The organism is Leclercia sp. AS011 (assembly GCF_037152535.1).
GTDB lineage: Bacteria > Pseudomonadota > Gammaproteobacteria > Enterobacterales > Enterobacteriaceae > Enterobacter.
The window spans coordinates 154881-179864 of the sequence record NZ_JBBCMA010000004.1; the positions used below are offsets into that span (position 1 = coordinate 154881).

At 59.7% G+C, this 24984-nt stretch carries 22 protein-coding genes; 10 read left to right on the plus strand and 12 right to left on the minus strand.

Annotation, left to right across the window (positions count from 1 at the left end; all coding sequences use genetic code 11):
- Nucleotides 1-25 precede the first annotated feature (25 nt).
- From mzrA to WFO70_RS16890, 4 genes are all read right to left on the minus strand, one after another.
- Nucleotides 26-409 carry an EnvZ/OmpR regulon moderator MzrA gene (mzrA, locus tag WFO70_RS16875; RefSeq protein ID WP_337017695.1) on the minus strand — a complete coding sequence of 128 codons (384 nt, stop codon included), beginning with the start codon at nt 407-409 and terminating at the stop codon, nt 26-28.
- A 4-nt stretch (nt 410-413) separates the two neighbouring features.
- Complete coding sequence (gene yqjA / locus WFO70_RS16880) at nt 414-1076, minus strand: DedA family general envelope maintenance protein YqjA (RefSeq protein ID WP_337017697.1); 663 nt, start codon at nt 1074-1076, stop codon at nt 414-416.
- A 346-nt stretch (nt 1077-1422) separates the two neighbouring features.
- Nucleotides 1423-2199: a transcriptional regulator ExuR gene (gene exuR / locus WFO70_RS16885; protein ID WP_337017699.1), complete on the minus strand. Its 777-nt coding sequence runs from the start codon at nt 2197-2199 to the stop codon at nt 1423-1425.
- A gap of 187 nt (nt 2200-2386) precedes the next feature.
- Entirely contained in the window at nt 2387-3685 is a 1299-nt protein-coding gene (locus tag WFO70_RS16890; RefSeq protein ID WP_337017701.1) for an MFS transporter, read from the minus strand.
- A gap of 480 nt (nt 3686-4165) precedes the next feature.
- On the opposite strand from WFO70_RS16890, the gene uxaC reads away from it, so the two are divergent.
- Complete coding sequence (gene uxaC, locus WFO70_RS16895; protein ID WP_337017703.1) at nt 4166-5578, plus strand: glucuronate isomerase; 1413 nt, start codon at nt 4166-4168, stop codon at nt 5576-5578.
- A gap of 17 nt (nt 5579-5595) precedes the next feature.
- Nucleotides 5596-7083 (plus strand): UxaA family hydrolase, encoded by a 1488-nt coding sequence (locus WFO70_RS16900; RefSeq protein WP_337017706.1) that lies wholly within the window; start codon nt 5596-5598, stop codon nt 7081-7083.
- Between the two features lie 85 nt (nt 7084-7168).
- On the opposite strand, the gene sstT is transcribed toward WFO70_RS16900, so the two are convergent.
- The 4 genes from sstT to WFO70_RS16920 all read right to left on the minus strand — a co-directional run bounded on the left by sstT (nt 7169) and on the right by WFO70_RS16920 (nt 11493).
- The gene (sstT, locus tag WFO70_RS16905) at nt 7169-8410 is read right to left on the minus strand and encodes a serine/threonine transporter SstT (protein WP_337017708.1); all 1242 of its coding nucleotides are present in this window, start codon (nt 8408-8410) and stop codon (nt 7169-7171) included.
- A 263-nt stretch (nt 8411-8673) separates the two neighbouring features.
- A complete protein-coding gene (locus WFO70_RS16910) occupies nt 8674-9642 on the minus strand; it encodes a TerC family protein (RefSeq protein ID WP_337017710.1) in 969 nt (322 codons plus the stop codon).
- Nucleotides 9643-9920: 278 nt separating this feature from the next.
- Complete coding sequence (locus WFO70_RS16915) at nt 9921-10919, minus strand: Gfo/Idh/MocA family protein (protein ID WP_337017712.1); 999 nt, start codon at nt 10917-10919, stop codon at nt 9921-9923.
- Between the two features lie 70 nt (nt 10920-10989).
- Entirely contained in the window at nt 10990-11493 is a 504-nt protein-coding gene (locus WFO70_RS16920; protein ID WP_337017714.1) for a M48 family metallopeptidase, read from the minus strand.
- A gap of 85 nt (nt 11494-11578) precedes the next feature.
- Between WFO70_RS16920 and rlmG the strand changes: the two genes are divergently transcribed.
- On the plus strand, nt 11579-12715 hold the full coding sequence (gene rlmG / locus WFO70_RS16925) for a 23S rRNA (guanine(1835)-N(2))-methyltransferase RlmG (RefSeq protein WP_337017716.1): 1137 nt from the start codon (nt 11579-11581) through the stop codon (nt 12713-12715).
- Nucleotides 12716-12851: 136 nt separating this feature from the next.
- Here the strand turns inward: rlmG and WFO70_RS16930 are convergent, their stop codons facing one another.
- The 3 genes from WFO70_RS16930 to lsrR form a co-directional block, all read right to left on the minus strand.
- On the minus strand, nt 12852-14873 hold the full coding sequence (locus WFO70_RS16930; protein ID WP_337017718.1) for an NADPH-dependent 2,4-dienoyl-CoA reductase: 2022 nt from the start codon (nt 14871-14873) through the stop codon (nt 12852-12854).
- A 159-nt stretch (nt 14874-15032) separates the two neighbouring features.
- Nucleotides 15033-16613, minus strand: a complete 1581-nt coding sequence (gene lsrK / locus WFO70_RS16935) for an autoinducer-2 kinase (RefSeq protein ID WP_337017720.1) — start codon at nt 16611-16613, stop codon at nt 15033-15035.
- Nucleotides 16614-16645: 32 nt separating this feature from the next.
- Nucleotides 16646-17617: a transcriptional regulator LsrR gene (gene lsrR / locus WFO70_RS16940; protein WP_337017721.1), complete on the minus strand. Its 972-nt coding sequence runs from the start codon at nt 17615-17617 to the stop codon at nt 16646-16648.
- 214 nt (nt 17618-17831) lie between these two features.
- Between lsrR and lsrA the strand changes: the two genes are divergently transcribed.
- Genes lsrA through lsrG form a run of 6 tightly spaced genes read left to right on the plus strand, consistent with a single transcriptional unit; the run spans nt 17832 to nt 23518 of the window.
- On the plus strand, nt 17832-19319 hold the full coding sequence (gene lsrA / locus WFO70_RS16945) for an autoinducer 2 ABC transporter ATP-binding protein LsrA (protein WP_337017723.1): 1488 nt from the start codon (nt 17832-17834) through the stop codon (nt 19317-19319).
- The gene (gene lsrC, locus WFO70_RS16950; protein WP_337017725.1) at nt 19316-20347 is read left to right on the plus strand and encodes an autoinducer 2 ABC transporter permease LsrC; all 1032 of its coding nucleotides are present in this window, start codon (nt 19316-19318) and stop codon (nt 20345-20347) included. The genes lsrA and lsrC overlap by 4 nt, the downstream gene beginning before the upstream one ends.
- A complete protein-coding gene (lsrD, locus tag WFO70_RS16955; RefSeq protein ID WP_337017726.1) occupies nt 20348-21328 on the plus strand; it encodes an autoinducer 2 ABC transporter permease LsrD in 981 nt (326 codons plus the stop codon).
- A complete protein-coding gene (lsrB, locus tag WFO70_RS16960) occupies nt 21328-22329 on the plus strand; it encodes an autoinducer 2 ABC transporter substrate-binding protein LsrB (RefSeq protein ID WP_337017916.1) in 1002 nt (333 codons plus the stop codon). The genes lsrD and lsrB overlap by 1 nt, the downstream gene beginning before the upstream one ends.
- Nucleotides 22330-22340: 11 nt before the next feature.
- Nucleotides 22341-23228, plus strand: coding sequence for a 3-hydroxy-5-phosphonooxypentane-2,4-dione thiolase (gene lsrF, locus WFO70_RS16965; RefSeq protein ID WP_337017728.1), 888 nt, complete (start codon nt 22341-22343; stop codon nt 23226-23228).
- The gene (gene lsrG / locus WFO70_RS16970) at nt 23225-23518 is read left to right on the plus strand and encodes a (4S)-4-hydroxy-5-phosphonooxypentane-2,3-dione isomerase (RefSeq protein ID WP_285129131.1); all 294 of its coding nucleotides are present in this window, start codon (nt 23225-23227) and stop codon (nt 23516-23518) included. The genes lsrF and lsrG overlap by 4 nt, the downstream gene beginning before the upstream one ends.
- Before the next feature lie 83 nt (nt 23519-23601).
- On the opposite strand, the gene WFO70_RS16975 is transcribed toward lsrG, so the two are convergent.
- A complete protein-coding gene (locus WFO70_RS16975) occupies nt 23602-24291 on the minus strand; it encodes a B3/B4 domain-containing protein (RefSeq protein WP_337017730.1) in 690 nt (229 codons plus the stop codon).
- A gap of 63 nt (nt 24292-24354) precedes the next feature.
- On the opposite strand from WFO70_RS16975, the gene WFO70_RS16980 reads away from it, so the two are divergent.
- Nucleotides 24355-24936, plus strand: coding sequence for a helix-turn-helix domain-containing protein (locus WFO70_RS16980; protein WP_442913394.1), 582 nt, complete (start codon nt 24355-24357; stop codon nt 24934-24936).
- The last annotated feature ends 48 nt before the right edge of the window (nt 24937-24984 follow it).

Consider the following 24984-nt stretch of genomic DNA (forward strand, 5'->3'; position numbering starts at 1 on the left):
TGAAAAGATTCAGAATAGTGGAAATTTAGCCTAACAGACGTGAAGTATCACGCAGACGCGTCAGCCAGGCCGACGCCTGGTTGTCATCATCCTGTTGGGCAATGATATAACCGTGCGGCAGACTTCGGTCGAGCACCTTCTTCGCGGCAGCGCTCTGCACGCTGGAGTCGAAGGTGATCAGCAACACGTCGTTCTGCGGGGTAATGCTCTTAAACTGAATGCCGTTCGCATCCAGATGGTGCCAGATGGAGAAGCCATCCGGCATGCTGGTACCCTGATTAACGGAACGGATGGCCAGGGTTGATTCCTGCGTTTGCAGCGCCGTCCAGGCCAGCAGCAAGGCGCTGAACATCACCAGCGCAACCATGGCGTAAGAGAGACGGCGCAGTGACAGGGTTGAATTGCTCATCACCTTACCCCTGACTTCCATGTTTTTTCTTCCACAGCACCACCAGCGAGCCAATCAGGCCAAACACCAGCAGCACAACCGGCAGCAGCATCAGGCAGGACATCAGCTGATCTTCGTATTTCAGGAACACCGGCGTCTTGCCGAGCAGGTAGCCGAGAGTGGTGAGGATCAGCACCCACAGCAGGCCGCTCATCCAGTTAAAGAACTGGAAACGCGCGCTGCTGAGGCCCGAAAGCCCGGCAATGGTTGGCAGCAGGGTACGGACAAATGCGATAAAGCGGCCCACCAGCAGCGCGGAAAGCCCGTGCTTATGGAACAGGTGGTGTGCTCGCTGGTGATAGTGTGCCGGAAGATGGGAAAGCCAGTTCTGCACGATACGCGTATTGCCCAGCCATCGCCCCTGGATATAGCTCACCCAGCAGCCGAGACTGGCGGCAATGGTTAGCAGCAGAACGGTTTGCGGAAACTGCATTGCCCCTTTTGCACAGAGCACGCCCACCAGCACCAGCAGGCTATCGCCGGGCAGGAAAGCAGCAGGCAACAGACCGTTTTCAAGAAACAGGATCATAAAGAGGACAAAATAGAGCATGCCAATCATGGAAGGGTTGGCCAGCGTTTCGAAATCCTGAGCCCATAAGGCATTCAGTAGTTGGGTCAAAAGTTCCATTCAGTGTTCCTGAAAATCGGTTAACGGCACACCTGTCAACCGGGTCAAACAGCACGGCGACATTTTTTATAATTTCATTATGGTCGCTCGCGGACACAATGTGTGGCCAGAACTGTTCCCTGTTAAGTGGCAAAGTAAGCAAGCACTAACTAACTAAACGGCTAAATGCATCTAATTGTAACAAAGCCTGAAGGGATCCGTCACAGTATTTGCATCATTCTGAATTGATTTTGGCTTAACCCAGGGAGGAGACGCGAGGCCTTTTACAAACGCTGACACTCTATAGGTTTTCTTACCCACCGGAGTGGGAAGGCGCAGCGAAGCGCCTGCCGGTAGATAAGGGTGCTTATTTCGCGTGACTGACAGCGCTATCGAGGTGAACCACCGGGTTTTCCGCAAAAAGATAGCGGTCGGCATTGAATTCGAAGTCGTCGCTGGTTTCATTGAACAGCATCTGTTTGGTGTTTTCGAGATGCTGCCACATGGCGACTTTTGCCGCATGCGGGTCTTTACGGATCAGGGCCTTAAGGATCTGGTCATGGTCATCACACCAGTTATCCACGGTACGGGAATCGATGTGATCGTGCAGTTTTTTCCAGTACGGGTTATGAACGCGCTGAGTCCACATTTTTTCAACGATTGCCGCCAGGGCGGTATTCTGGGTGGCGAGGGCCACCTGAACGTGAAACTGCAGATCCCATTCGGAGTCGCGGAAACATTTTTCTTTACGCGCGTTATCCTGGATCTCCATCAGCTTCATGATGTCCTGCTTGGTCACCTGAGTCGCTGCGAACTCGGCGATATTGCTTTCGATAAGCTGACGGGCCTGGAGCAGCTCAAAGGGGCCGTAGTTGGCGAATTCCAGATTTTCGTCCGGCACCGGAGAGTGTTTTGCCTGACTGGAGATGACATGAATGCCGGAACCCTTCCGCACTTCAACATAGCCTTCTACTTCCAGCATGATGATGGCTTCACGAACCACGGTGCGGCTTACGCTCTTCTCATCAGCGATAAAACGCTCGGCAGGTAATTTATCACCTACCAGATAAACGCCTTGCTCGATGCGAGATTTCAGCTCGGCAGCAAGTTGCTGATAAAGGCGACGGGGTTCGTTGATTTCCATATGCGCTCCAGGCAGGGTATGGCTAATGATTTGTTATACCACTTTTACCCGTTTGTCTCCAGATTTGACCCGCAAAAAAGCCGCTTCAAAGAGCGGCCTTTTCATTGCCGGGTGGCGCTTCGCTTACCCGGCCTACCGGTTTTGTAGGCCCGTGCAAGCGTCAGCGCCGCCGGGCAGCTATCACAGGCTAACTTTGCGTGGCCGGCCTTCCTACAGACTCTTTCAACAGCTCATCCGCAGATTTGTTTTTCAGCACCGTCCAGATAAGCACTGCACCCATCAGGTCGAACACAGCCAGTACCGCGAACAGCGGGCTGAAGCCGATGGTATCAGCCAGCGCACCCACCACCAGGGCAAACAGGGTGCTGGCGGTCCAGGCAGCCATGCCGGTCAGACCGTTAGCGGTTGCCACTTCATTACGACCGAAGACGTCGGACGAGAGGGTAATCAGCGCCCCGGACAGAGACTGGTGAGCAAAACCACCGATACACAGCAGGCCGATAGCCACGTATGGGCTGGTGAACAGGCCGATCATCCCCGGGCCAATCATCAGCAGGGCACCCATGGTCACAACCATTTTACGGGAGACAATCAGGTTCACACCAAACCAGCGCTGGAACAGCGGTGGCAGGTAACCGCCGACGATACAGCCGAGGTCAGCGAACAGCATTGGCATCCAGGCGAACATGGCGATCTCTTTCAGGTTAAAGCCGTAGACTTTAAACATGAACAGCGGGATCCAGGCGTTGAAGGTACCCCAGGCCGGTTCTGCCAGGAAGCGCGGCAGGGCGATACCCCAGAACTGACGGGTGCCAAGGATCTGCAGGACAGACATCTTCTTGCCGTTGTTGGTCTGGTGCTGAGACTCCTGGCCGCCGATGATGTAGTCGCGTTCTTCTTCAGACAGCTTCTTCTGATCGCGTGGGTGTTTGTAGAAGATCAGCCAGGACATGGCCCAGGCGAAGCTCAGCACGCCGGAGAGGATAAACGCCAGCTGCCAGCTGTGCATCACGATAGCCCAGACGACCAGCGGCGGTGCAATCATCGCGCCAATGGAGGAGCCGACGTTGAAGTAGCCCACCGCAATGGAGCGCTCTTTTGCCGGGAACCACTCGGAGGCCGCTTTCAGACCCGCAGGGATCATCGCTGCCTCTGCCGCACCCACTGCGCCACGGGCCAGCGCCAGGCCGCCCCAGCTGCCTGCCAGTGCGGTTGCGCCGCAGAAGATAGCCCAGGTGACAGCGAAGACCGCGTAGCCGACTTTGGTACCCAGAATATCCAGCACATAGCCTGCTACCGGCTGCATGATGGTATAAGCCGCGGAGTAGGCCGCGATAATATAAGAATACTGTTGCGTGGAGATGTGCAGCTCTTCCATCAGCGTCGGCGCCGCCGCCGCTATGGTGTTACGCGTCAGGTAGCCCAGCACGGTGCCGAGCGTCACCAGTGCGATCATGTACCAACGTAACCCTTTAATTTTAAGCATGTAAACCTCATCGTTATGTTATTACCGCACCGGAGTGCGGGACACCTCGACGCCAGGCGGGAGATGTTTTAACGGAGGGGCGTAACCGGGAGGATCCCCCGGCACGGCCCGAACCTTGCCATAAGTAATCGTGCATAAGAGTCGGTATCCGTACCGCTTAATCCGATGCCCGGGGCATCGGTAATGCATTCCGTCGGCTTATAGTTTGCGACGGCGAAAAGATAACTTGTCATACAACTTTAAAAGGTGAGTGACATCACAAATGTGTCAATATTTGTAAGGGCATTGTCATTGCTCTGTCAGGCCAGAGCTGGCGCGGGGTTAAGCGGAATTTACCACTTTGTATGTAGATTATTTGTCGACGTTTATTGATCTAACTCACGAAAAAATCATCGGCCTCTGGAAATTGGTGTGATAACTTTGCAGCATCTGAACATCACTTTTCTGACGCACTCGTAAGCTCGTAAGAGGAAGACGATAATGACCCCGTTTATGACTGAAGATTTTCTGTTAGATACCGAATTCGCCCGCCGCCTGTACCACGATTACGCTAAAGATCAGCCGATTTTCGACTACCACTGCCACCTTCCACCGCAGCAGGTTGCCGAAAATTACCGTTTCAAAAACCTGTATGACATCTGGCTGAAAGGTGACCACTACAAGTGGCGTGCTATGCGCACCAACGGGGTAGCGGAACGTCTCTGTACCGGCGATGCCTCCGATCGTGAAAAATTCGACGCCTGGGCCGCGACCGTACCGCACACCATCGGTAACCCGCTTTACCACTGGACGCATCTGGAGCTGCGCCGTCCGTTTGGCATTACCGGAAAGCTGCTCTCTCCGACCACCGCCGATGAGATCTGGAACAAGTGCAACGAGCTGCTGGCGCAGGACAAATTCTCTGCCCGCGGCATCATGAAGCAGATGAACGTGAAGATGGTCGGCACCACCGACGATCCTATTGATTCCCTGGAGCACCACGCGGTTGTCGCTCAGGACAGCTCGTTTGACGTCAAAGTGCTGCCAAGCTGGCGCCCGGATAAAGCCTTCAACATTGAGCTGGCAACCTTCGGCGACTACATGGCGAAGCTGAGTGAAGTCTCTGATATCGAGATCCGCCGTTTCGGCGATCTGCAAACCGCGCTGGCGAAGCGTCTGGATCACTTTGCGGCGCACGGCTGTAAAGTCTCTGACCATGCTCTGGACGTGGTGCTGTTTGCCGATGCCAACGAAGCCGAGCTGGACAGCATTCTGGCGCGTCGTCTGGCGGGTGAAAGCCTCAACCAGCACGAAGTGGCGCAGTTCAAAACGGCGGTACTGGTCTGGCTGGCGGCAGAATATGCCCGTCGCGGCTGGGTGCAGCAGTACCACATCGGCGCACTGCGCAATAACAACCTGCGTCAGTTCAAACTGCTGGGTGCCGACGTCGGTTTCGACTCCATCAACGACCGTCCGCTGGCGGAAGAGCTGTCAAAACTGCTGAGCAAACAGAATGAAGAGAACCTGTTGCCAAAAACCATTCTTTACTGCCTGAACCCACGCGATAACGAAGTGCTGGGTACCATGATCGGCAACTTCCAGGGTGAAGGGATGCCGGGCAAGATGCAGTTCGGTTCCGGCTGGTGGTTCAACGACCAGAAAGACGGCATGGAGCGTCAGATGACCCAGCTGGCGCAGCTCGGTCTGCTGAGCCGCTTCGTGGGTATGCTGACCGACAGCCGCAGCTTCCTTTCTTATACTCGCCATGAATATTTCCGTCGCATTCTGTGCCAGATGATTGGCCGCTGGGTCGCTGCGGGCGAAGCCCCGGCCGATATCCAGCTGCTGGGCGAAATGGTGAGAAACATCTGCTTTAACAACGCGCGCGACTACTTCGCTATTGAACTGAACTAAGGCCGTCTGAGGTTGATATGCAATACATCAAGATCCATTCGCTGGATAACGTAGCGGTCGCGCTGGCCGACCTGAGCGAAGGTCTGGACGTCACCTTTGACGACCACACCGTCACGCTGCGCCAGGACGTGGCGCGCGGGCACAAATTCGCCCTGCAACCCATTGCCAAAGGGGAGAACGTCGTTAAATACGGTCTGCCTATCGGCCATGCGCTGGCGGATATCGCGGCGGGTGAATTCATTCACTCCCACAATACGCGCACCAATCTGAGCGATCTGGATGAGTACAGCTATCAACCTGAGTTACAGGCTGAGGCCAGCCAGGCGGCGGATCGTGACGTCCAGATCTACCGCCGCGCCAGCGGGGAGGTGGGGATCCGCAATGAACTGTGGATCCTGCCGACCGTCGGCTGCGTCAACGGCATCGCCCGTCAGATCCAGAGCCGGTTCCTGAAAGAGACCAACGATGCCGAAGGCACTGACGGCGTCCACCTGTTCAGCCACACCTACGGCTGCTCCCAGCTGGGCGACGACCACATCAACACCCGCACCATGCTGCAAAACATGGTGCGCCACCCGAACGCCGGGGCGGTGCTGGTGATCGGCCTGGGCTGCGAGAACAACCAGGTTGATGCCTTCCGCGAAACGCTGGGGGATTTCGATCCGGCGCGCGTACACTTTATGGTCTGTCAGCATCAGGACGACGAAGTGGAAGCCGGGCTGGAGCATCTGCATCAGCTGTATGAGGTGATGCGTCACGACAAACGTGAAGCGGGCAAGCTGAGCGAGCTGAAGTTTGGTCTGGAGTGCGGCGGCTCGGACGGCCTGTCCGGCATTACCGCTAACCCGATGCTGGGTCAGTTCTCCGACTACGTCATCAGCAACGGCGGCACCACCGTGCTGACCGAAGTGCCGGAGATGTTCGGTGCGGAGCGCATTCTGATGAGCCACTGCCGCGACGAAGCGACTTTTGAAAAGACCGTCACCATGGTCAACGACTTCAAACAGTACTTCATCGCGCACAATCAGCCGATTTACGAGAACCCATCACCGGGTAACAAAGCGGGCGGGATCACCACCCTCGAAGAGAAATCTCTCGGCTGTACCCAGAAAGCGGGTGCCAGTCAGGTGGTGGACGTGCTGCGCTACGGCGAGCGGTTAAACACCCCGGGTCTGAACCTGTTAAGCGCCCCGGGCAACGATGCCGTAGCCACCAGCGCGCTGGCGGGTGCGGGCTGTCATATGGTGCTGTTCAGCACCGGTCGCGGCACGCCGTACGGCGGTTTTGTCCCGACGGTGAAAATCGCCACCAACAGCGAGCTGGCGGCGAAGAAAAAGCACTGGATCGATTTTGACGCCGGTCAGCTGATCCACGGCAAAGCGATGCCGCAGCTGTTAACGGAGTTTGTGGACACGATTGTGGAGTTTGCCAACGGCAAGCAGACCTGCAACGAGAAAAACGACTTCCGCGAGCTGGCGATCTTTAAGAGTGGTGTAACGCTGTAAGCGTGATTGCCGGGCGGCACTGCGTTTGCCCGGCCTACGCACAAACTGTAGGCCCGGTAAGCGTAAGCGCCACCGGGCTTTTTTATTAGCTGCGGAGCGCGTTCTTCGCTAAACGCGCGTCTTCCGCCTGGCAGGCTGCTGCGGTAAACAGCACGTCAGTCGAGGAGTTCAGCGCCGTTTCGCAGGAGTCCTGCAGCACGCCGATGATAAACCCGACCGCCACCACCTGCATGGCGACTTCGTTCGGGATACCGAACATATTACAGGCCAGCGGGATCAGCAGCAGCGAACCGCCCGCCACGCCGGATGCGCCACAGGCGCACAGCGACGCTACCACGCTCAGCAGCAGCGCGGTCGGCAGATCGACCGGGATACCCAGTGTATGCACAGCCGCTAAAGTCAGCACTGTGATGGTGATCGCCGCACCCGCCATATTGACGGTCGCCCCCAGTGGGATGGAAACGGAATAGGTATCACGATCGAGGTTCAGCTTCTCGGCCAGCGCCATGTTCACCGGAATGTTCGCCGCAGAGCTACGGGTGAAGAAGGCGTAGACGCCACTCTCACGCAGACACATCAGCACCAGCGGATACGGGTTACGGCGGATCTGCCAGAACACCAGCAGCGGGTTAATCACCAGCGCCACCAGCAGCATACAGCCGATCAGCACCAGCAGCAGCTGGGCGTAGCCCCACAGGGTATCAAACCCGGTGGTTGCCAGGGTGGAGGAGACCAGGCCGAAGATGCCGATTGGCGCGAAGCGGATCACCACCTTCACCATAAAGGTCACGGCGTTGGACATGTCGTTGACCAGGTTTTTGGTAGTGTCGTTACCGTGACGCAGGGCAAAGCCCAGCCCGATAGCCCACACCAGAATGCCGATGTAGTTGGCATTCAGCAGGGCGTCGATCGGGTTGGAGACCATGCTGGTCAGCAGGCCGCGAAGTACCTCGACAATGCCGGATGGCGGGGTGATATCGCCCGCGGCAGTGGTGAGATGCAGCGTGGACGGGAACAGGAAGCTAAACACCACCGCCGTCAGCGCGGCAGAGAAGGTCCCCAGCAGATAGAGGAACAGAATCGGGCGGATATTGGTTTTCTGGCCGTGCTGGTGGTTGGCAATGGAGGCCATGACCAGCATCAGCACCAGCACCGGCGCGACGGCTTTTAACGCGCCCACGAACAGGGTGCCGAGCAGGCCGGTAGCGATGGCCGCCGGTTTGGAAACCAGTGCCAGTAATACCCCCAGCACCAGACCTATCAGTATTTGTTTGACGAGGCTGCCCTGCGTCAGACGCGCGAGCAGACCAGAAGATTGTGTGGTCATAGAAAATTCCTTCAGTGAAATTGCGTTCCGTCCCGGAGGTGCTCTCAGGCACTTATCATCCCGGTTAGAGGTGTGTGTTTTGCAAGATTGAGTATATGGAAAGCGCAATGCGTGGGAAGCGTAAAATGCTGGGTTTTACGTGCTGCGTCATATTTTTTAACTGTATATTTACATTTTTGTCGGGTGGCGCTGCGCTTACCCGACTTACAAACCGTAGGCCCGGCAAGCGTAGCGCCGCCGGGCATCAGACCGCACAAACCCCTTTACGGGATCTGCTGCTTCTTATCGTTCTGGTGATTCACCCAGGCGTTGATAATCAGGGTCAGCACCAGGATACCGAACACCACGCCCAGTGAGATGGCGATCGGGATGTGGTAGAAATCGACAATCATCATCTTGATACCGATAAACACCAGGATCACCGACAGACCGTACTTCAGCATCGAGAAGCGCTCCGCCACGCCCGCCAGCAGGAAGTACATGGCACGCAGGCCGAGGATCGCGAACAGGTTTGAGGTCAGGACGATGAACGGGTCAGTGGTGACCGCGAAGATCGCCGGAATACTGTCCACCGCGAAGATCACGTCGCTCAGCTCAACCATGATCAGCACCAGCAGCAGCGGGGTGGCGAACAGCAGGCCGTTCTTGCGCACGAAGAAATGCTCGTTTTCGATGGTGTCGGTCATGCGCAGATGGCCGCGGATCCAGCGCACCAGCGGTTTCTCGCCAATACCCGTTTCATCTTCCTTCGCCAGCGCCATCTTCACACCGGTAAACAGCAGGAAGGCACCGAAGACGTACAGCAGCCATTCGAACTGGGTGATCAGCCAGCTACCGGCGAAGATCATAATGGTACGCAGGATAATCGCCCCCAGCACGCCATACACCAGCACCCGACGCTGCAATGCAGCCGGTACGGCAAAGTAGCTGAACAGCATCAGCCAGACGAAGACGTTATCCACCGCCAGGGCTTTTTCAATCAGATAGCCCGTGAGGAACGCCAGCGCCTGGGGATCGGCCACCGTGCGGCCCTGAGTGACCGAGAGATACCACCAGAAGGCGGCGCAGAAGAGCAGGGAGAGGGTGACCCACACCAGCGACCAGGCGGCCGCCTGTTTCATGGTCATGCCATGTGCGCCGCGACGCCCCTGCAAAAAGAGGTCAATCGCCAACATGATGAGCACGACGACCGCGAATCCGCCCCATAACATTGGAGTGCCGACAGAATGCATACTATTTTCCTTACGCGTAAAAAACAAAAACGGCTATGGTCAGAAGACGATAGCCGTTGCGTTTTTTATGCATAGACCTCGCCTTCCGGCAAGGTCTCACTTACAACAAGAAAGGAATACGCTCATCGTATTCCTTTTTCGTTGCCCGGCGACCGGATGCGGTATTAAACGCATCGTAATGACGATCCACCGACAAGGAAGTTACTCCCCTTTGCAGGTAACAAAATATGTCAGGTCATTGATTTCGTCAATGACCCGCACTAATTCATTACACAGCTTTACGCGGTAACTTCGGCGTTCAGGCCATCCGCCGGGAACACCACCCCCGTCTGACGACGGATCTCGGTCTGCAGCTTCGCCGTGGTACGGCTCACCGCCAGGCCCGGATGGTTCACTTCCTGGGATTCGACCAGACGCGCAAACACCTCTGCCTCATACAGCATAGTGTTGATATGCTGAGGCTGCGTCAGCTCCTGCGCCTTGCCGCCGCGCGGCACGAAGCTCAGCTTCTGGCACTCGGAGATCTTCTCGATAACCAGCGCGCCGTTCTCGCCCTGGATCTCGCTCGGCAGCACCGAGTCGCTCACCTTGGAGTGTTGCAGCGTGACGCTGAAATCGCCGTAGTCCAGCACCACCAGGCCGTGAGCATCGACACCGCTCTCCAGCAGGCTGGCGGTCGCCTGCACCCGGTGCGGCTCGCCCCACAGCGCCACCGCGGAGGCCAGACAGTAGAAGCCGATATCCATAATCGAGCCGTTGGAGAACGCCGGATTAAAGGTGTTCGGATTCTCGCCGTCGAGGTAGCGCTGATAGCGCGACGAATACTGGCAGTAGTTAATAAAGGCTTTACGCACTTTGCCGATTTTCGGCAGGGACTGCTGCAGCAGCAGGAAATTCGGCAGGCTGGCGGTTTTGAAGGCTTCGAACAGCACTACCTGATTTTCCCGCGCAAGCTGAATGGCCGCCTCGACTTCGTCAATATTGGAGGCCAGCGGCTTCTCGCAGATCACATGTTTTTTGTGGCTGAGGAACAGCGACGTCTGCGGGAAATGCAGCGAATTCGGGCTGGCAATATAGACCGCATCAATGGCATCGCTTTGCGCCATCGCCTCCAGGGAGGTAAACAGATGCTCGACGAGATAGTCGTTAGCAAAGGCCTGAGCCTGTTCAAGGCTGCGGGAATAGACTGCGGTGAGTTTATATTTGCCGGTCTCATGGGCGGCATCGACGAACTGGCGCGTGATCCAGTTCGTCCCAATGACTGCGAAACGTATCATAAACGTTTACGTACTCCGTAGCGGGGAACCTTTAGCCACTGTAGCACGGGATTATTGCAAAACCAGTGCGCTATTCCGCATTACCATTTAACGATAAATGCGTAAGCCATAGCCGGGTATCAAACTCCAGCTGGTGGTACTGCGGCTCCATGTGGCAGCACAGGGAGTAGAAGGCTTTGTCGTGCTCTTTCTCTTTCAGGTGCGCCAGCTCATGCACCACGATCATCCGCAGAAACGCTTCCGGCGCGTTGCGGAACACGGTCGCCACGCGGATTTCGGCTTTGGCTTTCAGCTTGCCGCCCTGCACGCGGGAGATGGCGGTGTGCAGACCCAGGGCGTTTTTCAGCACGTGGATCTTGTTGTCGTACATCACCTTATTGATCGGTGGCGCGCTCTTCAGATACCGGCTTTTCAGATCCTGGGTATACTGCCAGAGGGCTTTATCGGTGGCGAAATCGTGGGTCCCCGGATAGCGTTTTTCCAGCACCGCCCCCAGCTTCTGCTCGGCAATCAGGCTGCGAACCTGAGAAAGTAAATGCTCCGGGTAGCCCTGGAGATAAATCAGCTGGTTCATCAAAACCCCAAAATAATTTGAAAACGGGTATACTCACGCACCCTTTTCAGGGATAACGCCGAAATTTTACCACTCAGGAGGGCCGATGAGCCACTTAGACAACGGTTTCCGTTCACTCGACTTAAAACGTTTCCCGGAAACGGACGACGTTAACCCGCTTCAGGCGTGGGAAGCGGCGGATGAATATCTGCTGCAACAGTTGGATGGAACAGAAATTAGCGGCCCGGTTCTGATCCTGAATGATGCTTTCGGCGCATTGGGTTGTGCGCTGGTGGAACATACACCTTACAGCATCGGCGACTCCTATTTAAGCGAGCTGGCGACGCGTGAAAACCTGCGCCACAACGAGCTGGATGAAGGCAGCGTCAAGTTCCTCGACAGCACCGCGGAGTATCCGCAGGCGCCGGGCGTGGTGCTGATCAAGATCCCGAAAACGATGGCCTTGCTGGAGCAGCAGCTGCGCGCGCTGCGTAAAGTTGTGACGCCAGAGACGCGCATTATCGCCGGTGCCAAAGCCCGTGATATCCACACGTCGACGCTGGAGCTGTTCGAGAAAGTGCTCGGCCCAACCACCACCACCCTGGCGTGGAAAAAAGCGCGCCTGATCAACTGTACTTTCACCGCACCGGCGCTGGCCGACGCGCCAGAGACCCTGAGCTGGAAGCTGGAAGGCACCGACTGGACCATCCATAACCACGCCAACGTCTTTTCACGTACCGGGCTGGATATCGGGGCGCGTTTCTTTATTGAACATCTGCCGGAGAATCTGGAAGGCGAAATCGTCGATCTCGGCTGCGGTAACGGGGTGATTGGCCTGACGCTGCTGGCGAAGAACCCGGAGGCCAGCGTGGTCTTCAGCGATGAATCGCCGATGGCGGTGGCGTCCAGCCGTCTGAACGTGGAAACCAACATGCCGGAAGCGCTGGATCGCTGCGAGTTTATGATCAACAACGCGCTGTCGGGCGTAGAGCCGTTCCGCTTTAACGCGGTGCTGTGCAACCCGCCGTTCCACCAGAAGCATGCCCTGACGGATAACGTCGCCTGGGAGATGTTCCACCACGCCCGCCGCTGCCTGAAGATCAACGGCGAGCTGTACATTGTGGCCAACCGCCACCTGGACTACTTCCACAAGCTGAAGAAGATTTTTGGCAACTGCACCACGGTTGCGACCAACAACAAGTTCGTGGTGTTGAAAGCGGTTAAGCTGGGTCGCCGTCGGTAAGATTGTTATGCCCGGTGGCGCTGCGCTTACCGGGCCTACAATGGCCTCAGACCCGTAGGCCGGGCAAGCGCAGCGCCGCCCGGCAATGTCCTCGGACCCGTAGGCCGGTGCAAGCGCAGCGCCGCCCGGCAATGTCCTAGATCGCCAGAGCCAACTTCGTCCCCTGGGCAATCGCCCGCCGCGCATCCAGCTCCATCGCCACGTCACACCCGCCAATCAGATGTACCGTTTTGCCCGCCTCACGCAGCGGATCCGCCAGATCGCGCTTCGGCTCCTGCCCGGCACACAAAATCACATGATCCACGCGCAGCAGCTGCGGTTCACCGCCGATCAGCACATGCAGCCCTTCGTCGTCGATCTTCTGATAACTCACCCCCGGGACCATCTTCACCCCGCGTGAGAGCAGGGTGGCGCGGTGGATCCAGCCGGTGGTTTTCCCCAGCCCGTCCCCCGGTTTGCTGGCTTTGCGCTGGAGCATCACGATCTGGCGCGGGCTTTTTGGCAGCTGCGGCCCCTCCGGACGCAGGCCACCGACCTGGCTCAGGCTGGTGTCGATCCCCCACTCCTGACAGAATTCCGCGATGTTCTGGCTGGTGGGCTCCCCCGCCTGGCTCAGGTACATGGCGGTATCAAAACCGATCCCACCGCAGCCGATAATCGCCACCTTGTCGCCCACCGGTTTTTTGTCGCGCAGCACGTCGAGATAGCTCAGCACCTTCGGATGATCGATACCCTCGATCGCGGGAGTGCGCGGGGCGATCCCGCTGGCGAGGATCGTCTCGTCAAAGTCGATCAGATCCTGGGCGGTCACCCACTGGTTGAGCCGCAGATCGACCCCGGTAAGGTCGATCATCCGCGCGTAATAGCGCAGGGTCTCGTAAAACTCCTCTTTGCCGGGGATCTGTTTGGCGATATTAAACTGCCCGCCAATTTCACCGGCGGCATCAAACAGCGTCACGCTGTGCCCGCGCGATGCGGCATTCACCGCAAACGCCAGCCCAGCCGGGCCTGCGCCCACCACCGCCAGCCGTTTCTTCGCCACCGCCGGCACCATCGGCATTTTGGTCTCATGGCAGGCGCGCGGGTTGACGAGACATGAGGTGACTTTGCCAACGAAGATCTGATCCAGGCAGGCCTGGTTGCAGCCGATGCAGGTGTTGATCTCATCCGCGCGACCGCTTTGCGCCTTGGAGAGGATCTCCGCATCGGCGAGGAATGGCCGCGCCATCGACACCATATCGGCATCGCCGTTGGCCAGCAGATCGTCCGCTACCTGCGGATCGTTAATGCGGTTGGTGGTCACCAGCGGGATCGCCACCTTGCCTTTCAACTTGCGCGTCACCCAGCTGAATGCCGCGCGCGGCACCGGGGTGGCGATGGTGGGGATCCGCGCCTCGTGCCAGCCGATCCCGGTGTTGATGATAGTCGCGCCCGCTGCCTCAATGGCCTGCGCCAGCTGGACGGTCTCTTCAAAGGTACCGCCGCCCTCCACCAGATCGAGCATCGACAGGCGGAAGATAATAATAAAGTCGCTCCCGGCGCGTTCCCGCACCGCACGCACTACTTCAACCGCAAAGCGCATCCGGCGGGCATAGTCGCCGCCCCATTCGTCCTCGCGCTGGTTGGTGCGCGCGGCAAGGAATTCGTTGATCAGATAGCCTTCGGAGCCCATCACCTCCACGCCGTCGTAACCCGCCTCGCGGGCCAGGGCGGCGCAGCGGGCGAAGTCATCGATCAGGGTCAGGATTTCATCGTGGGTGAGGGCATGGGGTTTGAAACGGTTGATCGGGGCCTGGATCGCTGAGGGGGCCACCAGGTTTGGCTGATAGCTGTAGCGCCCGGTATGCAGAATTTGCAGGGCGATTTTGCCGCCCTCGTGATGTACCGCGTCAGTCACGATACGGTGGTGCGGAAGCTGCGCCACATCGTTCAGCACCGCGCCGCCCTCCATCCCGACTCCGGAAGGAGCAGGGGCCACGCCGCCGGTCACAATCAGCGCCACCCCGTGACGGGCGCGCTCGGCGTAGAAGGCGGCCAGCCGCTGTGCGCCGTCCGGGTGCTCCTCCAGACCGGTATGCATCGAGCCCATTAACACACGGTTTTTGAGCGTGGTGAACCCCAGATCAAGGGGGGCGAACAGCGACGGGTAGTGGCTCATAAACGCTTCCATTGTAAAATTATTGTTATGTGGTCGGATGAGTTACTAATTTAGCCAGCGGCAGGAGAAAGGTAAAAAAAGGATCGAATGAATGTGATGAGATTCAAAAAGTGTGGGCAGTTGTAGGCCGGATAAGCGTAGCCCCATCCGGCGTTTTTTTTACGGTGCCACAGTCCGCACCAGCCCCGGCGCCTGCCACATCGATGTCGTCAGTCCGCTGTCCACCAGCCCCAGCTGGTCGGCGTACACCGCCTGCCATTTCTGCATCATGCCGTCGTACAGCTCCCGGTGCGCCGGGTTTGGCGTGAACTCCCGGCTCCACTTCACCAGTTGCTCCCCCGTGGCGGCCATATCGCCATACAGCCCGGCCCCGGTCCCGGCGGCAATGGCGCACCCCAGCGCGGTGGCCTCTTTCACCTCCGGCACCCGCACCGGCAGGCCGGTGACGTCGCTTAAGATCTGGCTCCACAGCGCCCCTTTCGCGCCGCCGCCGGCAAACACCAGGCCGTCAAAAGTGACGCCGGAGAACTGGGATATCTGCGCCAGGTTGCAGGCGGAGACAATCGCTGCGTTCTCCTCCAGGGCGCGGAACAGGGTGGCTTTGTTGCACTTCTCCGGGTCGATGGAGAGGTTAATAAACGACGGTGCGGCGTGGTACCACTGCTTAAAGTGCATGGCGTCGGAGAAGATCGGCATTACCCCGTGCGAACCGGCGGGCACCCGGCTGGCCATCTCCTCCATCAGGGCGTAGGTGTCCATGCCCATCCGCTCGGCAATCAGCTTCTCTTCGGCGCAGAAGGCGTCGCGGAACCAGCGCATGGTCAGCCCGGTGAAGAAGCTGATCGACTCCGCCTGGGCCATGCCGGGGATCACGTGCGGGTTCACGCGGATGTTCATCTGCGGATCGGTACGGACCTGCGGCAGGTTAACCACCTGCTGCCAGAAGGTGCCGCCCAGCACCGCGGTCTGTCCGGCGCGCACCACCCCCAGCCCCAGACAGCCGAGCTGCACGTCGCCGCCGCCCATCACCACCGGGGTGCCTTCGCGCAGGCCGCTCTGCTGCGCGGCCTCTTTGGTGATAGCGCCCAGCAGGGTGCCGGTCTCTTTCACCGGGGAGAGGATATCGGCGCGCAGGCCGGCCATGTCGAGCAGTGCCGGCCGCCAGTCGCGGGAGAAGAGATCCAGCATGCCGGTGGTGCCCGCGTTGGAAGGATCAACCGCCAGCTCGCCGGAGAGCTTCGCCGCCAGCCAGTCGCTGATCATGGTGATGGTGGCCGCCTTGCGGTAGATATCCGGGCGATGATGCGCCAGCCACAGCAGGCGCGGCATGGCGCTCAGGGCCAGAGTCTGGCCTGAGACGTCATACACTTCGGATTCAAAACGGAAGTCGTGGATCTCTTTCAGCTCCGCCACCTCGCGGCTGGCGCGGGCGTCGACGTTGGCGCAGGCCCAGATGGCGTCGCCGTTGCGGTCATACAGCACTATCCCTTCACGCATGGAGCAGCAGGCGACGGACTGGATATCCGCCGCGCGCAGGTGCGCCCGCTCCAGCGCCTGGTGAATACACTGGCAGGCCAGCCGCCAGTTGGTGTCGAGATCGAACTCCATCGAGCCGGGGACGTTCTCGACGCTCAGGTGTTTCCACTCCGCCTGGCCGACGGCGACCTGATTGCCCTGCAAATCGAAAATCACGGCGCGAACGCTGCCTGTCCCTGCATCTAACGCTAAAAGGTAACTCATGAGCTTGCCTCGTGTCAGGCGCAGGGCTGCTCTTATCCGGCCAGAGCCAGCACCGCGCGGGCTGTCGTCTCTTCCGTCACCAGGCCATTGATACGGCGACCGTTCAGTGCGGCATAAATCGCATCGGCTTTCTCTTCTCCTCCGGCGACGCCGACGATAACCGGCAGCTGCGCCAGTTCATCGAGGGTGACGCCGAGTAATTCCCGGTGGATCTCCAGCTCCTCTACCCGCTCCCCGGCGGCATTGAGGAAATACCCCAGGATGTCGCCCACCGCTCCTTTGCGGGCAAACATCAGCTGCTCGCCTTCGCTGATATAGCCGGAGCGCAGGATGGTAGCGTCCCGGCGCTGGTTCACCGAACCAATCCCCACCACCGCCACATCGGCGGCGGTGGCAGCGAGGATCACATCCCGCACGCTGGATTCCCGTTTTAAGATCCCGGCCACTTCCGCGGATGAGACCCGCAGCGGGGCGGGGATCATGCTGATGCTACAGGCGGCATCCAGCTGGCCGATGCCGGTCATGTAGGGCCCGACGCCGCCGGAGAGGGTCACCAGCCGCACCTGCTGGGAGCTGATAAAGCCGCTCAGATGCTGAATGCAGCTCATGGTGGTTTCACCAAAGCCCACCGCCAGCAGCTGGCCGGGCTCCAGCACGCCCATTAACGACTGCGCGGCACCAATCCCTAACCGCACGCTCATCGGCGGGGTGTTGAGGGCCGGCAGCACGCGGGCCAGCTTCAGGCCGAAGCGCTGTTGCAGCTCGGTCTCCAGCGCCAGACAGCCCTCGTAGCGGGAGTTGATCTGCACCCGGATCACCCCGGACTGCCGACCCTTCTCCAGCAGCCGCGAAATCTTGAGCCGCGGTAATCCCAGCCGCTCGCCAATATCGTTCTGCGTCAGGCCGTCGTGGTAGTAGCACCAGGCCACGCGCGCCACCAGTTCCTCTTCCGTCAGCGCCAGTCCGGCAAATCGTCCCTCTTCGGCAACGCGTTTCTCAGCCATATTTGAACTCTTATAAAAATTTAGATCATATGTTCGCCCTGCCGCAGGTTGAATCTGTGAGCCACACGGCAAAACGGATATTCCGGAATGTTTCTGCATTATCGGGATCATATCCATCAAACTGTGATCCCTGCACGGTTGTAAATATAGTTCACCGTCTACGCTTTTGAACATTATTAATTTCAAAAATCATTTGTTCAATGGCGGAGCGATAATGACAGCACTTATCGAGGCGCGCGGGATCCAGAAGCAGTTTTCCGGCGTTCCTGTACTGAAAAACATTGATTTCACTCTGCTTGCGGGACAGGTGCACGCCCTGATGGGCGGCAATGGCGCGGGGAAATCCACCCTGATGAAGATTGTCGCCGGGGTTGAAACGGCCGACAGCGGTGAACTTTCTATCGCCGGGCAGCCTTTTGCTCGCCTGAAACCGGGCCAGGCGCATCAGCTCGGCATCTATCTGGTGCCCCAGGAGCCGATGCTGTTTCCGAATCTCAGCGTGCGGGAAAACATCCTCTTTCGTCTGCCGCGCGGGCAGGGCACCGCTCAGCGCCTTGCCGATAAGCTGGAGCAGCTCCAGTGCCAGCTCAATTTAGAGGCCGCCGCCAGCACCCTGGAAGTGGCGGATCAGCAGATGGTGGAGATCCTGCGCGGGCTGATGCGCGAGGCCAGGATCCTGATCCTCGATGAACCCACCGCCTCGCTGACGCCCGGAGAAACCGAACGCCTGTTCCGCCAGATCCGCGCCTTACAGGCCACGGGCGTCGGCATCGTTTTTATCTCCCACAAGCTGCCCGAAATTCGCCAGCTCGCCAGCCACGTCTCGGTGATGCGCGACGGGGCAATCGTCCTCAGTGGCGAAACCGCACAGTTTGATGACAATGCCCTGATTGCCGCCATGACCCCGGTCAGCCGCGACCAGGCGCTGAGCGACACGCAAAAGCTGTGGCTGGCCCTGCCGGGCAATCGCCGCACCCAGGCCCAGGATTTTCCGGTGCTGCGGGTGGAGACGCTGACCGGAGAGGGGTTTATCGATCTGAGCCTCGAGATCTACGCCGGGGAGATCGTCGGCCTGGCCGGGCTGGTGGGATCCGGACGCACCGAATTTGCCGAAACGCTGTACGGCCTGCGCCCACCGCGCGGCGGCAGGATCTGGCTCGAAAACCAGCAGATCGACAATGATCCGGTCAGCGCCCGGCTGGAGAAAGGGCTGGTCTATCTTCCGGAGGACAGGCAGGTGTCGGGCCTGTTCCTCGACGCGCCGGTCCGCTGGAACACCGTTGCTCTTAACGAACCCTCGCTCTGGCAGCAGCGCAAGCGCGAGGCGGCGGTGGTGGAGCGCTATCACCGGGCGCTGGGGATCAAACTCAATAGTGCCGATCAGACCGTGCGCACCCTGTCGGGGGGCAATCAGCAGAAGGTGCTGCTGGCCCGCTGCCTGGAAGCCAATCCGCTGCTGCTGATCGTCGATGAACCGACCCGCGGGGTGGACGTCTCGGCTCGCGCCGACATTTATCAGCTGATCAAAAGCGTGGCGGCGCAAAACGTGGCGGTGCTGATGATCTCCAGCGACATGGACGAGTTCCCGGGTCTGGCGGATCGGGTGCTGGTGATGCATCAGGGGGTACTCAGCGGAGAACTGCCGCGCCACGCCGTCAGTCTTGACCGCATGATGGCCCTGGCCTTCGGAGGACAGGCATGAAAACACTGCTCAAAAACCGCGAACTCAGCGCCCTGCTGGCGATCCTCGCCCTGTTTGTGGTGCTGGTGGCGCTCAACCCGGCCTACCTCAGTTTGCAGACCCTGGGGATGATCTTTGCCAGTTCACAGATCCTGATCCTGCTGGCGCTCGGGGCGGGGCTGGTGATGCTGACCCGCAACATCGACGTGTCGGTCGGCTCGATTGTCGGGCTGTGTGCCATCGCCGTGGGGGTGTCCCTGAACAACGGTTACGGCCTGCCGGTGGCGATCCTGTTTGCGCTGGCGATCGGCGCGCTGGCGGGGGCCTTCAACGGCCTGCTGGTGGTGGGGCTGCGCATTCCGGCGATTGTCGCCACCCTCGGCACGCTGGGCCTGTATCGCGGCGCGATGCTGCTCTGGACCGACGGGAAGTGGATTGAAGGTCTGCCGGTAAGCCTGAAATCGCTCTCGGAACCGCTGGCGCTCGGGGTGTCGCCGCTGGGGATAGTGGTGCTGGTGATTGCCGCCCTCGGGGCCTGGATCCTGTCGCGCACCGCCTTTGGCCGGGATTTTTACGCCGTCGGGGATAACCTCGCCGCCGCCCGCCAGCTGGGGGTCGCGGTGAACCGCACCCGGATGGCGGCCTTTACCCTTAACGGCGTACTGGCGGCCTGCGCCGGGATCGTCTTTGCCGCGCAGATTGGCTTTGTGCCGAACCAGACCGGCAGCGGGCTGGAGATGAAAGCCATCGCCGCCTGCGTGCTGGGGGGCATCTCCCTGCTCGGCGGCACCGGGACCTTAATCGGCGCGCTGCTGGGGGCCTTCTTCCTGACCCAGATCGACACCGTGCTGGTGCTGTTCCGCCTCCCGGCCTGGTGGAACGACTTTATCGCTGGCCTGGTGTTATTGGGCGTGCTGGTGCTCGACGGACGGCTGCGCCAGGCGCTGGCGCGACATCAGCGGGCGCTGAAGTACAGCCGTTTCCAGCCAGGCAATAAAGGGGGGAAGCACGTCACCCCGTTTCGCAAACGCAACAAAGAGGTGGCGTAAATGAAGCTTAACTGGGAGTGGATGCTGCTGCTGTTACTGGTGCTGGAGATCCTGCTGTTTGGCACCCTCAATCCACGGATGCTCGACATCAACATGCTGCTGTTCAGCACCAGCGATTTTATCTGCATCGGCATCGTGGCCCTGCCGCTGACGTTAGTGATCATCAGCGGCGGGATCGACATCTCGCTCGGCTCCACCATCGGCCTGTGCGCCATCGCCCTGGGAGTGATGATGCAGGCGGGGGTGCCGATGCTGGCGGCGGTCCCGCTCACCCTGCTGCTCGGGCTGCTGTGCGGCCTGCTCAACGCGGCGCTGATCCACTACACCGGCATCAGCCCGCTGGTGATCACCCTCGGCACGCTGTACCTGTACGGCGGCGGGGCGCTGCTGCTCTCGGGAATGGCCGGGGCCACCGGCTACGAAGGCATTGGCGGCTTCCCGGAGAGCTTTACCGCCTTCGCCAATCTGACGGTGCTCGGCCTGCCGATCCCGCTGGTGCTGTTCGCGTTTATCACCTTCTTCTTCTGGCTGATCGTCCACCGCGGGCGCTTTGGCCGCCACCTGTTCCTGATAGGGCAGAACCCGCGCGCGGCGCGCTATGCGGCGCTGTCGGTTAATGGTATGCCCTATGCCCTGTATGGCCTGGTAGGCGTGGCCTCGGCAATTGCCGCCCTGGTAATGGTCTCCTATTTCGGCTCGGCGCGTTCCGATTTAGGACGCGACCTGCTGATGCCCGCGCTTACCGCGGCGGTGCTCGGCGGGGCGAATATCTATGGTGGTTCAGGTTCGGTACTGGGTACTGCACTGGCGGCATTGCTGGTGGGGTATCTGCAACAGGGGTTACAGATGGTTGGCATCCCCAATCAGGTGTCGAGCGCGCTGTCAGGGGCGCTGCTGGTTGTGGTGGTGATGGGGCGTTCGCTGAGCCTGCACCTTGAAGGGGTGCGGTCTCTTCTCACAAAAAATACCCGGAGCGTATGATGAAAATAAAACTGATGGTGCTGGCCGTGGCGTTAAGCGTGGCGACGGCGCAGGCGGCGGATCGCATCGCGTTTATCCCGAAACTGGTGGGGGTCGGCTTCTTTACCAGCGGCGGCAACGGCGCAAAAGAGGCCGGGAAAGCGCTGGGGGCGGACGTCACCTACGATGGCCCGACCGAGCCGAGCGTCTCCGGGCAGGTGCAGCTGATCAATAACTTCGTTAACCAGGGCTACAACGCCATTATCGTCTCGGCGGTGTCGCCGGATGGGCTCTGCCCGGCCCTGAAACGCGCCATGCAGCGCGGGGTAAAAGTACTCACCTGGGACTCCGACACCAAACCGGAGTGCCGCAGCATCTACATCAACCAGGGCACCCCGGAACAGCTCGGCGGCCTGCTGGTGGACATGGCCTCGAAGCAGGTCACCAAACCGGCCGCCAAAGTGGCCTTCTTCTACTCCAGCCCCACCGTCACCGATCAGAACCAGTGGGTGAAAGAGGCGAAAGCCAAAATCGCCAAAGATCATCCCCAGTGGCAGGTCGTTACCACCCAGTTTGGCTATAACGATGCCACCAAATCCCTGCAAACCGCCGAAGGGATCTTAAAAGCGTATCCGGATCTGGATGCGATCATCGCCCCGGACGCCAACGCCCTGCCAGCGGCAGCCCAGGCGGCGGAGAACCTGAAGCGGGAAGGGGTGGCGATTGTCGGCTTCAGCACGCCCAACGTGATGCGTCCGTACGTGGAGCGCGGCACGGTGAAAGCCTTCGGCCTGTGGGATGTGGTGCAACAGGGCAAAATTGCGGTCAATGTCGCCGATCGTTTGTTGAAAAAAGGCGATCTTAACGTCGGCGACAGCGTGGAGGTGAAGGATATCGGCACCCTGAAGGTCGAACCGAACAGCGTGCAGGGCTATCAGTATGAAGCGAAAGGCAATGGCATCGTGCTGCTGCCGGAGCGGGTGGTGTTCACCAAAGAGAACATCAACAACTACGACTTCTGACAGGGGGGAACATGGCTGATTTAGACGACATCAAAGAGGGTAAGAACTTTGGCCTCGACCGACCGCAGCAGAACGTGCCCTTCACCCTGAAGGGCTGCGGGGCGCTGGACTGGGGGATGCAGTCGCGGCTGGCGCGCATCTTCAACCCGGCCAGCAACCGCACGGTGATGCTGGCCTTCGATCATGGCTACTTCCAGGGGCCGACCACCGGGCTGGAGCGCATCGATCTCTCCATTGCGCCGCTGTTCGCTGAAACCGACGTGCTGATGTGTACCCGAGGTATTCTCAGGAGCCAGGTGCCGCCCGCGACCAACAAACCGGTGGTGCTGCGCGCCTCCGGGGGCAACTCGATGCTGGGCGAGCTCTCCAACGAGTGCGTGGCGGTGGCGATGGAGGATGCCCTGCGCCTGAATGTCTGCGCCGTGGCGGCGCAGGTCTATATCGGCAGTGAGTACGAGCATCAGTCGATCAATAACATCATCAAGCTGGTGGATGCGGGCAACCGCTACGGCATCCCGACCCTGGCGGTGACCGGGGTCGGCAAGGAGATGGCCCGGGATGCACGCTATTTCTCCCTCGCCAGCCGTATCGCCGCCGAGATGGGGGCGCAGTTCGTCAAAACCTATTTTGTGGAAGAGGGCTTCGAGAAAGTGACCGCCAGTTGCCCGGTACCGATTGTTATCGCCGGGGGCAAAAAGTTGCCGGAGCACGAGGCGCTGGAGATGTGCTTCCGCGCCATCGACCAGGGCGCGTCGGGTGTCGATATGGGGCGCAATATCTTCCAGTCTAGCGCGCCGCTGGCGATGCTGAAGGCGGTGAAGAAGGTGGTACACGAGAAGATGAGCGCCCGTGAGGCGTACCAGTTCTGGCAGGAGGAAAAACAAGGGGAATCACAATGAACGTGACGTTAGTGGAGATCAACATTAAGCCGGACCGGGTGGACGAGTTTCTGGAGGTGTTTCGCGCCAACCATGAAGGGGCGATCCAGGAGCCGGGCAACCTGCGGTTCGACGTATTGCAGGATCCGCGGGTGAAAACCCGGTTCTTTATCTACGAGGCTTACAAGGATGAAGAGGCGGTGCTGGCGCATAAGCAGACCCCGCACTATCTGGCGTGCGTCGAGAAGCTTGAGGACCTGATGTCGGAGCCGCGTAAAAAACGCTGTTTTGTCGGGTTGATGCCAGCGTAAAAAACGCCCGGTGGCGCTTCGCTTACCGGGCCTACAACGGCTGGTTTTGTAGGCCGGGCAAGCGCAGCGCCGCCCGGCGTTTTTCAGGCCAGCTCCAGCAGCTGAACCTGCGCCGTGGCCCCTGGCATCAACCTTTGCAGGTTGCTGACCAGCTCCTCCCCGGCCGCTTCCAGCGCCGCTAACGGCATGGCGGGCAGGCTTTCGAGAATAAACCACATGGTCTGCGCCTGGCTGTCCAGCCGGGTGCGCACTCCCTGTCGCCAGTTCCAGCGTCGGCAGGTTACCCCCACATCATCACGCCAGATAACCTCGCCCGCCTCGGGATACTCCACCCCCGGCTGCCCCTCTTTAACGGTATCAAAAGGCTCGCTGCCGTCGGCCAGCGTCAGGCGCGGTGCGCCGGTGTAGGCGGCGAGGTTTTCCCCGCCCACCGGAATGGCATAGCGGATGCTGACCGCATTGTAGATATCCACCACCGGATCGAGCGGCGGCAGCGCACCGTCTTTCAGCACCCGCTTACGCAGGGCGCTGGCGGAGCAGGGGGTACGTTTCGGTTTAGCACCGAAGGCTTTAAACGCCTCATCCCAGGCGGCGAGATGCGCCTCCGCCCAGGGAAAATCATCGTTTAACATCTGCTGGCAGGCCTGGGCTAACGCGGCAGAGGCCACTTCAGGGGCGGTAACCGGCGCGGCTTCGACCACGATGCTCAGCGCGCGGAACCCCGGCGCGATCCCGGCAAGACGCGGATCTATTGACGGCGTGAGGAGGGACATAAATAATCCTGTATCGACTGTTTTAGACCATGGTAATGACCAGTGACCGATAAAGTCAATATAATGACTGCGCAGGGCGCAGATGTGGCCCAGGTAAGCCTGGCGGTTGCGAATCGTATCCGCAACTGGCGGAAAGAGAAAAAGCTGTCGCTGGACGAGCTGTCGCGCCGGGCCAGCGTCAGCAAAGGGATGCTGGTGGAGATCGAAAAAGGGGCCGCTAATCCCAGCATTGCGATCCTCTGCAAGCTGGCGGCGGCGCTGGGCGTTTCGGTGGCCGACATCGTCAACGTCGCCAGCGAGCCGCAGGTGCATCTTATCGAGGAAGCGGCGATCCCGGTGCTCTGGCAGGGGGAGAAGGGCGGCAGCGCCCGGCTGCTGGCGGGCACCGCGGGCCCGGATATGATTGAACTGTGGCGCTGGGAGATGCAGCCGGGCGAAAGCTTCAGCTCGCCCGGCCATCCGGCAGGCACCTTTGAGCTGCTCCACGTGGAAGCAGGAGTATTAACGCTGAAGGTGGAGGAGAGCGTGATGCAGGTAGTGGCTGGCGCATCGGCGGTGGCGAAAACCGACGCGGCGCACAGCTATGCGAACGACGGGAAGAGCGTGCTGCGGTTCACCATGACGGTAGCAGAGTTTCACCGGTAGCAGGTGAGATGCCGGGGGCGCTACGCTTGCCTGGCCTACAAAACCCAA